Here is a 12,850-nt window from a genome sequence, read left to right as displayed (position 1 = left end):
CCGAGGACGACATGCCGCTCTCGCTGCGGCTGTCGATAGCGGACACCCTCACCCTCGGCAACGCCACGTGCGGATTCATGGCGGTGTACTTCACCACCACCGGAATCCTCATCCCGCACCTCACCGGGAGCGGCGAGACGGGCATGGCCCGCAACAGCGCGGCCACGGCCGTGATACTGATGCTGCTCGCCGCGGTATTCGACCTCTTCGACGGCATCGTGGCCCGCAAGCTGCGCAGCTCGCCGATGGGTGCCGAGCTGGACAACCTGTCCGACCTGATCAGCTTCGGCCTGGCGCCGGCCTACTTCGTCCTGGTCTACGGCATGGTCGCCGTCGACGCGGACCAGAAGATGTCGGCACTGGCCGCGATCGTGGTGCTGCTCGCCGTGGTGCTCCGGCTCGCGAGATTCAGCTGCGTGACGATGAAGGACGGCATGTTCCAGGGCATGCCGAGCCCCTTCGGCGCGCTGACGGTCGTCTCGATCGTCCTGCTGGAGCTGCCGTTCATCCCGACGCTGCTGGCGATCATCGGGGTGGCCTGGCTGATGGTGAGCCGGGTCGAGTACCCCAAGCCGCGGGGTGTCCTCGCGGTGGCGATGCTCTGCTGGATCATCAGCGCGATGGGGCTCCTGGCGGCCTGGGCATTCGACGCCCCGGGCGGCCAGCTGCTGCTCCAGACCGGCTGCGCCCTGCAGATCGCGATGGCGGCGACGATCCCGCTGTTCGCGACGACGCGGAGGGCGAACACCTTCCGGCACAACCGGCGCGAGGCCCGAGCGACGTCGCTGCGCTAGCTCGGCAGGTTCGAGGAGGCCCCGGATGCCATCGGCATCCGGGGCCTCTGCGCGTCCGGGGCTGGGCGGTGGTGGGGCTGGGCGGTGGCGGGGCTGGGCCGGGGGCGGCGGCGGGGTGGGGAGTGTCCGGGGTAGGCATGATTTATGGCCCCCGAGCAGTACCGCACAGAACTCGGCGGCGAGGGCCACAAATCACGTTTGACACCCCGGACACTCCCCACCCCGCCACCGCCCCCTCCCGTCCGTCCCCGACCCGCGCCATGTCTCCAGAACGGCTGTCCCCGCCCGACCCGCGGGGCGGGCGGGGACAGGGGGCAGGGGGCAGCCTCCCAGGGCACTTACGGCGCCCCGTGGCCTCCGAGCCGCTGCCCGTGGGAAGGGGGACTGTGTCCGTCACCCGCCCCTAAGGCCAGGTGAAGGGCTGGCGGCCTGGCTGGCCGCCTGGCCGTACCGGCCCCTGGGGCCTACGGTGGCGGGCCGGCTGGCTGGTGTGCCGGCGGCGCGGGCGGGGACGGGGTCGGTGGTGGGGCGGGGGTCGTCCGGGGTGTAAAACGTGATTTGTGGCCCTCACCGCCGAGTACTTTCCGGATGGGTCCGGGGGCCATAAATCATGCCTACCCCGGACGGCCCCCGCCCCGCCGCCGGCCACGGCCCCGCCCCCACCACCGACCCGGCCCCGCCCCGCCCCGCCCCCACCCCCGCTAGCCTTGATGTCGGAAAACCGCCAGCCGCCGGCGATCACGCCCCGGATCCTGGAGCCATGCACACCGACACCGAGCGTTGCGTAAGGGCCGTGCAGTCGAAGGACGCCCGCTTCGACGGCTGGTTCTTCACCGCCGTCCTGACCACCCGGATCTACTGCCGTCCCAGCTGTCCCGCCGTCCCCCCGAAGGTCGAGAACATGACCTTCCTGCCCAGCGCCGCCGCCTGCCAGCAGGCCGGGTTCCGTGCGTGCAAGCGGTGCCGGCCCGACACCAGCCCCGGTTCTCCCGAGTGGAACGCCCGCGCCGACGCCGTCGCACGTGCGATGCGGCTGATCCGGGACGGCGTCGTCGACCGCGAGGGCGTCCCCGGCCTGGCCGCCCGCCTCGGCTACTCCACCCGCCAGGTGGAGCGCCAGCTGGGCGCGGAGCTCGGCGCCGGCCCCCTCGCCCTGGCCAGGGCGCAGCGCGCGCAGACGGCCCGGCTGCTCATCGAGACCTCCGAGCTGCCGATGGGCGACATCGCCTTCGCGGCCGGCTTCTCCTCCATCCGGACCTTCAACGACACCGTCCGCGAGGTGTTCGCCCTCTCCCCCAGCGAGCTGCGGGAGCGGTCCGTGAAGGCCGGCCGGAGGAAGGACGCCCCGCCCCGGATCCCGGGGACGATCAGCCTGCGGCTGCCGTTCCGCACGCCCCTGAACCCCGACAACCTCTTCGGCCACCTCGCCGCGACCGCGGTCCCCGGGGTCGAGGAGTGGCGCGACGGCGCCTACCGCCGCACCCTGCGCCTCCCCCACGGCACCGGGGTCGTCGCCCTCACCCCGCAGCCCGACCACATCGGCTGCCGCCTCGCCCTCACCGATCTGCGCGACCTGACCATCGCCATCAGCCGCTGCCGCTGGATGCTCGACCTCGACGCCGACCCCGAGGCCGTCGACGAGCAGCTGCGCTCGGACCCGCTGCTGGCGCCGCTGGTGGACAAGGCTCCCGGCCGCCGGGTTCCCCGTACGGTCGACGCGGCGGAGTTCGCCGTACGGGCCGTGCTGGGGCAGCAGGTGTCCACGGCGGCGGCGCGCACGCACGCCGCCCGGCTGGTCACGGCGTACGGCGAGCGCGTCGAGGACCCGATGGGCGGGCTGACCCACCTCTTCCCCTCCCCGCAGGCCCTGGCCGGGCTCGATCCGGAGTCGCTGGCCCTGCCGCGCAGCCGGCGGGCCACGCTCACCACCCTGGTCTCGGCGCTGGCCGACGGTTCGCTGCCGCTCGGCTTCGACAGCGACTGGGACGCGGCCCGTGCGCAGCTCTCGGCGCTGCCCGGTTTCGGTCCGTGGACGACGGAGGTGATCGCGATGCGGGCGCTGGGCGACCCGGACGCGTTCCTGCCGTCCGATCTGGGTGTCCGGCGCGCGGCGCAGGGGCTCGGCCTGCCGTCCACCCCCTCCGCGCTGACGGCGCGGGCCGCCGGCTGGCGGCCGTGGCGTGCGTACGCCGTCCAGTACCTGTGGGCCACGGACTCCCACCCCATCAACCACCTGCCCGTCTGAGGAGCAGCAGTCATGCGAACCGCCGTGAACAGCAGCAAGCAGCACACCGTCGTCGACAGCCCGTACGGTCCGCTCACCCTGGTGGCCGTGGACGGCGTCCTGAGCGGTCTGTACATGGCCGGGCAGCGGCATCGGCCGGCCGAGGAGTCCTTCGGGGAGCGGGTGGCGGCCACGGAGGAGCCGTTCCCCGAAGTGGCGCGTCAGCTGACCGCCTATTTCGCCGGGGAGTTGACCGCTTTCGACCTTCCGCTGCGGCTGGAGGGCACGGAGTTCCAGCGCAGTGTGTGGGAGCAGCTCGTGCGGATCCCGTACGGCGAGACGTGGTCGTACGGGGAGCTCGCGGCGAGGCTGGGCAAGCCCAACGCCTCGCGCGCGGTGGGGCTGGCGAACGGGAAGAACCCGGTCGGGATCATCGTGCCGTGCCACCGGGTGATCGGTGCTTCCGGCAGCATGACCGGCTACGGCGGCGGGGTCGAGCGCAAGGTGCGGCTGCTGGCGTTCGAGGCCGGTCAGGGCCTGACGTCGTAGAGGGCGTTGAAGGGGTCTTCGGTGGGGCAGCGGGTGACCTCGCCGAAGCCGGCTTCGGTGCACAGGGCGCGGACGGTCGTCTCGGGCAGGCCGCAGGTGCCGAGGGCGGCGCCGTCGTCGGCGAGGGACGTGGTCATGCAGTAGAAGACGCTGAATCCGTACATCAGGGAGGCGGCCGGGCCCACGTTGTCCTCGGGGCGGTCGCGGGAGTTGGCCTCCAGCATGAGGTAGTCGCCGTTGTCCTTGACGGCGGACCTGATGGCGGCCAGCAGGCCCCGCGGGTCCGCCGCGTCGTGGATGACGTCGAAGGTGGTGACGATGTCGTAGCGGTCGGGGAGGCCCTGGGCGACGTCGAGGGTGCGGAAGGTGACCCGGTCGGCGACTCCTGCCCGTTCGGCGTTGGCGCGGGCGCGTTCGACCTGTGCCGGGAAGACGTCGAAGCCGGTGAAGCGTGAGCGCGGGAAGGCCTTGGCGAGCACGATCAGGGCCCGGCCGGCGCCGCAGCCGACGTCGGCGACGTGGCTGCCGCGTTCGAGTTTGCCGATGACGTGCGGGAAGGTGGAGAGCCAGTCGTCGATCATGACGCTCTCGAACCAGCTGCCGGTGAAGCGGCTCATGCCGTCGAACACGGCGGGCGGGTAGGCGGCCTGTGGTACGCCGCCGCCCGTGCGGAAGGCCTCGACGAGTTGTTCGTAGGGCTGCCAGAGGCCGGGGAGCATCTGGTGGATGCCGCCGAGGAACATCGGTCCGGACTCGTCGGCGAGCGCGGGGGCGTGCTCGGGCGGCAGGGCGAAGGTGCCCGGTTCGGGTTCGGCGAGGTAGCCGGCGGCCGTGAGGCCGCGCAGCCATTCGCGGACGTAGCGTTCGTTCAGGTCCAGCCGGTCCGCGAGGTCGTGGCTGCGGGCCGGGCCGCCTTCGGCGAGGGCCTTGAACAGGCCGAGCCGGTCGCCGAGAGCGCACAGGGCCGTGGCCATGGCCCCGCTCAGGTCGCCGAGGGCCTTTTCCATGAAGGCTTCGACCTCGGCGCCGTCCGGTTCCTGGGGTGCGGCCATGCGGGGGTGCTCCTGAGGGGTGGTCGGCTGCGGCCACGGTGTGCGGCCCGGACCCCAGGCAAGCATCCGGGTGCCTTCCGGTGGGGCCGCCGCAGCGGTGACGGGGCCGAAGTCACTCCAAGGAGTCGGCGGCATACCGCTCCGAATGCGGACATACAGGAGCACCTGTATGAAAGAGATACCGCTACACGATCGGAGCCGGGCATGGACGACTATCCGCTTCTGAACCTCTTCTGGACGATGCTGTGGCTGTTCCTCTGGATCATGTGGTTCTTCCTGCTCTTCAAGATCATCACGGACATCTTCCGTGACCACACGCTGAGCGGCTGGGGCAAGGCGGGCTGGCTGATCTTCGTGCTGATCCTGCCGTTCCTCGGCGTGTTCGTGTACCTCATCGCCCGCGGGAAGAGCATGACCGAGCGGGAGATGAAGCAGATGCAGGAGAACGAGGCGGCCTTCAAGAGCTACGTCCAGCAGGCGGCGGCCCCCGGCGGCGGTTCGGCGGACGAGCTGCACAAGCTCTCCGCCCTCAAGGACAAGGGCGACATCACCCAGGCGGAGTTCGACCGCGCCAAGGCCAAGCTGCTGGCCTGACCCGGGGTCAGACCACGAGCAGGGGGACGAGCAGGGCGAAGGCGGCGCCGGCCTCGACGGCGTAGCCGTAGAGCGAGGGGTGCTGCACGGGGGCGGCGAGCAGCACCACGCTCTGCTGGGTGGCGGCCGCCGCCACCCAGTCGGCGTCGGCGCCGAGCGTGCCCTCGTACCAGCCTTCGCAGGCGCCGGGGCCGGTGACGGCGAGGAAGTCGTCCTCACGGCGGTAGAGGGCCCGCCACTGGGGCGCGGGGGTGGACCAGCCCTCGAAGTCGGCGAACTGGGACCAGCCCCCCTCGCGTATCGCGGTGTCGAAGAGCCACACCGGCGTCCCGTCGGGGGTGACCTCACCGCCGGCCTGCTCGTCCGTGGTGAAGTGGACCATGGGCAGGGCGTCCGGCCCGTCGGCCGTGCTGGGCCAGGCGTACATCGTGATCATCTTTTGATTCTGTCCTGGTCGAAGTGGGCCGGGTGTCACGGGGTGGCCGGCGGCCGGCCGTTCTCCAGTTCCGCGGTGCCCTCGCCCGACCGGAGGACCCGGCAGGCCTCTTCGGCGCGCCGCCCCAGCGATCCGGGGAGGTAGGCGGTGAGTTCGGCGGGGTCGACCAGCCGCCACGAGATCAGTTCCTCCTCCTGGAGCCTGATCGAGGCGAACTGGGCCTCGTCGAGCACGCCCCCGTCGTAGAGGTAGGCGACGAGCGGCGGGCGGTCGGGGCCGATCGTCCAGTCCACGGCGAGCAGGCGGCCGAGCGGGACGTCGATGCCGATCTCCTCGGCGCTCTCCCGGCGGGCCGCGGTGCGCGGCGACTCGCCCTGGTCCGACTCGATGGTGCCGCCCGGCAGGGCCCAGCCCTCGCGGTAGTTGGGCTCGACGAGCAGGACCCGGCCCTCGGCGTCCCGGTAGAGGGCGGCGGCGCCGGCAAGCACCCGGGGCAGGCTCGCGATGTACGTGGCGTAGTCATCCGTGGTGGTCACCCGGCCACCCTATCCAGGGGGCCGCGGGCCGGCCGCCCGCCCCGGTTCGGTGCCGTGGACCCCGCCCGGGGTGGCCGGACGTGGCTGTTCCAGTGATTCGGCGCTCATCCGGCCACACTATGCAGGCGTATATCCGTATTTAGGGGCATGGCGCGCCCGGTGTGGCCCAGGCCACTCATGGGCATAGGAGGATCCTCCGGATAAGCTCATGGCGGCGCGACTGCACTGTTCGATAGCAAGGGATAGCAAGGTGACGGACGGAGCAGTAACTGAGGCCGCGCGCGTGCTCATCGCCGCGGACAAATTCAAGGGCTCGCTCACGGCCGTTCAGGTCGCGGAGCGGGTGACGGCCGGCCTTCGCAGGGCCGTACCCGGCGTGGAGATCGAGACCCTCCCCGTCGCGGACGGCGGCGACGGTACGGTCGCGGCCGCCGTGGCGGCCGGTTTCGAACGCCGGGAGGTACGGGTCACCGGGCCCCTCGGTGACCAGGTCACGGCCGCCTTCGCGCTGCGCGGGGGTACCGCGGTGGTCGAGATGGCGGAGGCCTCCGGCCTCCAGCTGCTGCCGGCGGGCACCTTCGCCGCGCTGACGGCGACCACGTACGGCTCGGGCGAGGTCCTCAGGGCCGCGCTGGACGCGGGCGCCCGCTCGATCGTCTTCGGCGTCGGCGGCAGCGCCACCACGGACGGCGGCGCCGGGATGCTGGCGGCGCTCGGCGCGGTGTTCCTGGATGCGAACGGCGAACCGGTCGGTCCGGGCGGCGGCGCGCTGGCCGATCTGGCCTCGGCCGACCTGTCGGGCGTGGATCCGCGCTTCGCGGAGGTCGACTTCGTCCTGGCCAGCGACGTGGACAACCCGCTGACCGGCCCCAAGGGCTGCGCGGCCGTCTACGGCCCGCAGAAGGGCGCCTCGCCCGAGGACGTGGCGACGCTCGACGCGGCGCTGGCGCACTACGCGCAGGTGCTGGAGAAGGCGATCGGCCCCAAGGCCGCCGAGCTCGCCGCCTCCCCCGGCGCGGGCGGCGCGGGCGGCATCGGCTACGGCGCGCTGCTGCTGGGCGCGAGCTTCCGGCCCGGTATCGAGCTGATGCTGGAGGTGCTGGGCTTCGCGCCGGCGCTGGAGCGGGCCACGCTCGTGATCACCGGTGAGGGCTCGCTGGACGAGCAGACCCTGCACGGCAAGGCCCCCGCGGGCGTCGCGGCGGCCGCGCGCGCCGCGGGCAAGCCGGTCGTGGCGGTCTGCGGAAGGCTGCTGCTGGGCCAGGAGGCCCTGGAGGCGGCCGGCATCCGCAAGGCGTACCCGCTGACGGACCTGGAGCCCGACCCGGCCAAGTCCATCCCGAACGCGGGTCCCCTCCTGGAGCAGGTCGCGGCGAACATCGCCGCCGACGTCCTCTGATCCACCCCGGCCCACCGGCCCGGTCCCCCGCCCCGGGGCCGGGCCTCGGTCGTTCCCCCGGGCGGTGGCCGGGGCGCCGGGACCGTCCGGTCACGCCCAAAGCCCGGGACAGTGTTAGAAAGGGCTCATGACCGGACGTTCGGGGCGACAGCCGACCGGGAGGGGTTCGCGCATGTCCGCGCGCCTGTCCCGGGGGGCGCACAGCGTCGCCGGTCAGGTCTTCGCCCTCCAGGCGCTGATCGTGGTGCTGCTGATCACCGCCGCCGCGCTGGCCCTGGTCTTCCAGGCCCGCTACGACAGCCAGCGCGACGCGCGCAACCGCTCGCTGGCCGCCGCCGAGGCCTTCGCGCACGCCCCCGGCCTCCCGGAGGCCCTGCTGTCGCCGGATCCGACGGCCGCGCTCCAGCCGCTGGCCGAGGCCGCCCGCCGGGCCTCGGGCCTCGACTTCATCGCGGTGATGGACCTCCGAGGGGTCCGCTACACCGACTCGCGGCCCGAGCTGATCGGCAAGCGCGCCTCGGACATCTCCCGGGCCGTCGCCGGCGAATCGTTCACCCAGGTCTTCAGGGGACAGCCGAGCGACGCGGTCCGGGCGGTGGTGCCCGTACGGAACGCGGACGGCGACATCATCGGCCTGGTCGCCACCGGGATAGAGGTCGAGAACGTCACCCACGCGGTCGAGGGGCAGCTCCCGCTCCTCGTGGGGGCCACGGCGACCGGTCTGCTGCTCGGTACCGCCGGATCCGCCCTGGTGAGCCGACGGCTGCTGCGCCAGACCCGCGGCCTGGGCGCCGCCGAGATGACCCGGATGAACGAACACCACGAGGCCGTTCTGCACGCCGTGCGCGAGGGCGTGCTCATCATCGGCAACGACCAGCGGCTCATCCTGGCCAACGACGAGGCCCGCAGGCTGCTGGACCTGCCGGAGGACGCCGAGGAGCGCGCCGTCGGCGACCTCGGCCTCGATCCGCGCACCACCGAGCTGCTCGCCTCGGGCCGTGTCGTGACGGACCACGTGCACCTGGCGGGCGACCGGCTGCTCGCGGTCAACGTCCGGCCCACCATGGCGTACGCGGGGCGCCCGGCGGGCCGTGTGGTGACCCTGCGCGACTCGACCGAGCTGGCCTCGCTCTCCGGCCGGGCCGAGGTGGCCCGCAGCCGCCTGCAGCTGCTGTACGACGCGGGTGTGCGGATCGGCACCACGCTGGACGTGGCGCGGACCGCCGAGGAGCTGTCGGAGGTGGCCGTGCCGCGCTTCGCCGACTTCGTGACGGTGGAGCTGCTGGAGCCCGTGCTGCGCGGGGACGAGCCCTCCGGAACCGGTGTGTACACCGAGATGCGCCGGGCGGCCATCAGCGGCATCCGCACCGACTCGCCGCTGCAGCCGGTCGGCGACCTGATCCGGTTCGAGGTGCCGACGGCCCCGATGGCGGCCGCCCTGGACGCCGGGCACGCCGTGCTGGCGGCCGATCTCAACGCGGCCATGGGCTGGCGGGCGCAGGACTCCCAGGGCACCCGGACGGCCCTGGACTACGGGCTGCACTCGCTGATCTCCGTACCCCTGCAGGCCCGCGGGGTGGTCCTGGGGATGGCCAACTTCTGGCGCGCCGACACCCCGGAGCCCTTCGACGGGGAGGACCTGTCCTTCGCGGAGGAACTGGGCGCGCGGGCGGCCGTCTCCATCGACAACGCGCGCCGTTTCACCCGTGAGCACTCGATGGCGGTGACCCTCCAGCGCAGCCTGCTGCCGCGGGTGCTGCCCGACCAGAGCGCCGTGGAGGTCGCCTACCGCTATCTGCCGGCGACGGCGGGGGTGGGGGGCGACTGGTTCGACGTGATCCAGCTGCCGGGTGCCCGGGTCGCGCTGGTCGTGGGCGACGTCGTCGGTCACGGGGTGCACGCCGCGGCGACCATGGGCCGGCTGCGGACGGCGGTGCACAACTTCTCCACCCTGGACCTGCCGCCCGACGAGCTGCTCGGGCACCTGGACGAGCTGATCAACCGGATCGACCAGGACGAGGCCGGGGGCTGGCTGGTGGACGGGGACGCGAACGCGCGCGCGGGCGGGGACGGGGACGGGGACGGGAGCGGGGCGGCCGGGGAGGATCCGGAACCCGGCGCCGCGGCCGGGCGCGCCTCCGCCGTCACCGGCGCCACCTGCCTGTACGCGGTCTACGATCCGGTCTCCGGGCGGTGCCGGATGGCGAGCGCCGGCCATCCCGGGCCCGCGCTGATCCGCCCCGACGGCCGGGTGGAGTTCCCCGAGCTGCCGGCCGGGATCCCGCTCGGCGTGGGCGGGATGCCGTTCGAGGCGGTCGACTTCGAGGTGCCCGAGGGCAGCCGGCTCGTGCTGTTCACGGACGGCCTGGTGGAGGGCCGCGACCGGGACTTCGACACCGGCCTCCGCCTCCTCGCCGACACGCTGTCGCAGCCCGGACGCAGCCCCGACGAGGCGGCCTCGGACGTGCTCGACACGTTGCTGTTCCCGGTGCCGAGCGACGACATCGCCCTGCTGATCGCGGACACGCGGCGGCTGGAGGCGGACCGGATCGCCGAATGGGAGGTTCCCGGGGAGCCCTCGGCCGTCTCGCGGGTGCGCAACGCCGGTTCGGCGCAGCTCGTCGAGTGGGGCCTGGAGGATCTCGCCTTCCCCGTGGAGCTGATCCTCAGCGAGCTGGTCACCAACGCGATCCGGTACGGGAGCGCGCCCGTCCGGGTGCGGCTGCTGCGGGACCGGAGCCTGATCTGCGAGGTCTCCGACGGCAGCAGCACCTCCCCGCACCTGCGGTACGCGGCCACCACCGACGAGGGCGGGCGCGGGCTGTTCCTCGTCGCGCAGTACGCCGAACGGTGGGGCACCCGGTACACCGACCGCGGGAAGGTCATCTGGGCCCAGCTGCCGCTGACCGGGGGTGCGGAGCCGCAGCCGCCGGCGCCGCTGGACCTGGACGCGCTGGAGGACATGGCCTGGTGAGCCGGGCGGGCCGCGTGGCCCCGCCGGGGCCGCCCCGGGCGGTCGGCGGCGGGCCGGTCAGGCCGGCCGGGAGCGGGCCAGCAGCATCGCCACGTCGTCCTGCTGGGCGCACGGGAGCAGCCGCCGCAGGATCTGGTCGCACAGCCCGTCCAGGGGCTGCTGCACGCCGTGCAGGGCCGCTCCCAGCTGCTCCATGCCCTGGTCGAGGTCGCGGTCCCGGGCCTCGATGAGTCCGTCGGTGTAGAGGACGAGCAGGCTGCCGGGCGGGAGGTGCACCTCCTCGGTGCGGAAGTCCCGGCCGCCCGCGCCCAGCGGGGTCCCGGGCGGGCCGTGGAGGAAGGTGACGCTCCCGTCGGTGGCGACGACGGCGGGCGGCGGGTGGCCGGCCCGCGCGATCACGCAGGTCCCGGACGCCGCGTGGTGGACGGCGTACACGCAGGTCGCCATCTCGTCCTCGCCCAGGTCGGCGACGACGGCGTCGAGAGAGCGCAGGAGCTGGGCGGGGGGTACGCCGTGGCGTGCGAGGGTGCGTACGGCCGTGCGCAGCTGGCCCATGACGGCGGCCGCGTGGATCCCGTGGCCCATGACGTCCCCGATGACGAGCCCGGTCCGGCCGCCAGGCAGCGGGATGGCGTCGAACCAGTCCCCGCCGACGTCGTGGTCGCTGGCGGGCAGGTAGCGGCCGGTGAGTTCGAGGCCGGGGACCTCGGGCAGGGCGCTGTTGGTGAGGCTGCGCTGGAGGGTCAGGGCGGCCTGGCGCTGGCGGGTGTACATGCGGGCGTTGTCGATGTTGAGGGCCGCGCGGGCGACGAGTTCGTCGACGAGGACGCATTCCTGCTCGTCGAAGGGCGGGCGCTCGCGCGTCCGGGTGACGGTGACGGCGCCCAGGACGGTGCCGCGGGCGACGAGCGGGACCAGGCGGGCGGATCCCAGGGTGGCCAGGTAGGCGCGCAGCGCGGCGGCGCGGGGGGAGGTGATCAGGGCGGGGATGTCGGAGACGTAGAGGTTCAGGGGCAGGCCCTCGGTGATGACCCGCTCGTAGACGGTGCCCGCGGGGATCTGGAAGGTCTGGCCGGCGGCGAGTTTCGCGGTGGGGGCGTCCGGGTCGGGGAAGCGGGCCGCCAGGCGGCGCAGGACCCCGCGGGTGGAGGCGGCGGGGGCCGCGCCCTCGTCGGGGCCGAGGACGGATTCCAGCAGTTGTACGTCGGCGGAGTCGGAGAGCTGCGGTACGAGCTGTTCCACGATCTCCTGGGCGGTCTGGTGCAGGTCGAGGGTCGTGCCGATGCGGGCGCCCGCCTCCGCGAGCAGGGCCAGGCGGTGCTGGGCCAGCTCGGCCTCGGCCTGGGCCTGCTGGCTGTCGGTGATGTCGATGAGGGAGGCGATCACGCCGAGGGCCCGGCCGGAGCCGTCCAGGAGGGGGGCGTAGGAGCAGGACCAGGTCCGGTCGTGGTCGGGGTCGGCGGGGGTCCGGCCGGTGCGGCGGACATCGACGACGGCGGTGCCCCGGTCGAGGACCTGCCGCATGGTCGTCTCCAGGGCGACGGCGTTGACGCCGGGGACCACTTCGGTGAGCCGTTTGCCGAGGTGTTCGGCGGCGGAGACGCCGTTCATGCGGGCCAGCGCGTCGTTGACGCGGAGGAACCGCAGGTCGGGGCCGAGGGTGGCGAGGCCGATGGGCGACTGGGTGAAGAGGCTCTGCAGGGCGGCGAGGGAGTCGCGCATGTGGAGGACCTCGGAGGTCTCCACGGCGATGAGCAGGGCTCCCATCCGCCCGGTGGCGTCGACGGCGGGGACGATCCACATCTCCATCACGACGCGGTGCCCGTCGCGGTGGCGGACGGGGAGGGTGCCGACGACGCTCTCGCCGGCCTGGACGCGGCGGGTCAGCTGGTCGGCGAGCTCGTGGTTGGCTTCGGGGACCAGGACGGAGGCGCCGGGGCGGCCGATGATGTCCTCGGGGCGGTGCCCGAGGAGGTCCTGGGCGGCCAGTGACCACTCCACGATGCGGCCGTCGGCGTCCTCCCGCCACAGGGCGATCGGCAGCAGCTCGCGGAGTACGCCCGCGTAGCCGACAGCCGCCGCCGGCGGGTCCGGCACCGCGCTCGTCGACTGGTAAGTGTCCACACGACCTCACCCCGTGGGGCCCGATTCCTACCGGTTCACCCTATCCGAGGCGTCGGCGCAGGGCCCTGCGTCCGCCCGGAGGGGTGGGTAAGGACCAGTACCTCGGCGGGGGCGGCGGGAAACACCGGAGACCGGCCTCGGGAAACCGGGCGTCGGGAAATCGCGCGT

At 73.5% G+C, this 12,850-nt stretch carries 10 protein-coding genes; 6 read left to right on the top strand and 4 right to left on the bottom strand.

Annotated features, from left to right (window positions below; all coding sequences use genetic code 11):
- Nucleotides 1-11 precede the first annotated feature (11 nt).
- The 3 genes from pssA to NRK68_RS28045 all read left to right on the top strand — a co-directional run bounded on the left by pssA (nt 12) and on the right by NRK68_RS28045 (nt 3,567).
- Nucleotides 12-794 carry a CDP-diacylglycerol--serine O-phosphatidyltransferase gene (gene pssA, locus NRK68_RS28055; protein ID WP_220818446.1) on the top strand — a complete coding sequence of 261 codons (783 nt, stop codon included), beginning with the start codon at nt 12-14 and terminating at the stop codon, nt 792-794.
- 760 nt (nt 795-1,554) lie between these two features.
- The gene (locus NRK68_RS28050; protein ID WP_257857108.1) at nt 1,555-3,039 is read left to right on the top strand and encodes a DNA-3-methyladenine glycosylase 2 family protein; all 1,485 of its coding nucleotides are present in this window, start codon (nt 1,555-1,557) and stop codon (nt 3,037-3,039) included.
- 12 nt (nt 3,040-3,051) lie between these two features.
- A complete protein-coding gene (locus tag NRK68_RS28045; RefSeq protein WP_257857107.1) occupies nt 3,052-3,567 on the top strand; it encodes a methylated-DNA--[protein]-cysteine S-methyltransferase in 516 nt (171 codons plus the stop codon).
- Here the strand turns inward: NRK68_RS28045 and NRK68_RS28040 are convergent.
- Entirely contained in the window at nt 3,549-4,619 is a 1,071-nt protein-coding gene (locus NRK68_RS28040; protein ID WP_257857106.1) for a class I SAM-dependent methyltransferase, read from the bottom strand. The two genes, NRK68_RS28045 and NRK68_RS28040, sit on opposite strands and share 19 nt — an antisense overlap.
- A gap of 204 nt (nt 4,620-4,823) precedes the next feature.
- Here NRK68_RS28040 and NRK68_RS28035 point away from each other — a divergent pair, with 204 nt between their 5' ends.
- Entirely contained in the window at nt 4,824-5,213 is a 390-nt protein-coding gene (locus NRK68_RS28035; RefSeq protein ID WP_183063833.1) for an SHOCT domain-containing protein, read from the top strand.
- Between the two features lie 7 nt (nt 5,214-5,220).
- Here the strand turns inward: NRK68_RS28035 and NRK68_RS28030 are convergent, their stop codons facing one another.
- The gene (locus tag NRK68_RS28030) at nt 5,221-5,649 is read right to left on the bottom strand and encodes a hypothetical protein (RefSeq protein WP_183063832.1); all 429 of its coding nucleotides are present in this window, start codon (nt 5,647-5,649) and stop codon (nt 5,221-5,223) included.
- 35 nt (nt 5,650-5,684) lie between these two features.
- Entirely contained in the window at nt 5,685-6,185 is a 501-nt protein-coding gene (locus NRK68_RS28025; RefSeq protein WP_030965417.1) for an NUDIX domain-containing protein, read from the bottom strand.
- Nucleotides 6,186-6,435: 250 nt separating this feature from the next.
- On the opposite strand from NRK68_RS28025, the gene NRK68_RS28020 reads away from it, so the two are divergent.
- Nucleotides 6,436-7,584 (top strand): glycerate kinase, encoded by a 1,149-nt coding sequence (locus tag NRK68_RS28020; RefSeq protein WP_183063831.1) that lies wholly within the window; start codon nt 6,436-6,438, stop codon nt 7,582-7,584.
- Between the two features lie 172 nt (nt 7,585-7,756).
- Complete coding sequence (locus tag NRK68_RS28015) at nt 7,757-10,558, top strand: SpoIIE family protein phosphatase (protein WP_257857105.1); 2,802 nt, start codon at nt 7,757-7,759, stop codon at nt 10,556-10,558.
- 57 nt (nt 10,559-10,615) lie between these two features.
- On the opposite strand, the gene NRK68_RS28010 is transcribed toward NRK68_RS28015, so the two are convergent.
- Complete coding sequence (locus tag NRK68_RS28010) at nt 10,616-12,682, bottom strand: SpoIIE family protein phosphatase (protein ID WP_183063829.1); 2,067 nt, start codon at nt 12,680-12,682, stop codon at nt 10,616-10,618.
- Nucleotides 12,683-12,850: the final 168 nt, after the last annotated feature.

The organism is Streptomyces yangpuensis, from assembly GCF_024666385.1.
GTDB classification, from domain to species: Bacteria; Actinomycetota; Actinomycetes; order Streptomycetales; family Streptomycetaceae; genus Streptomyces; species Streptomyces yangpuensis.
Note: the sequence above shows the minus strand (reverse complement) of the source record. Positions and strands in the feature narration are given on the sequence as shown.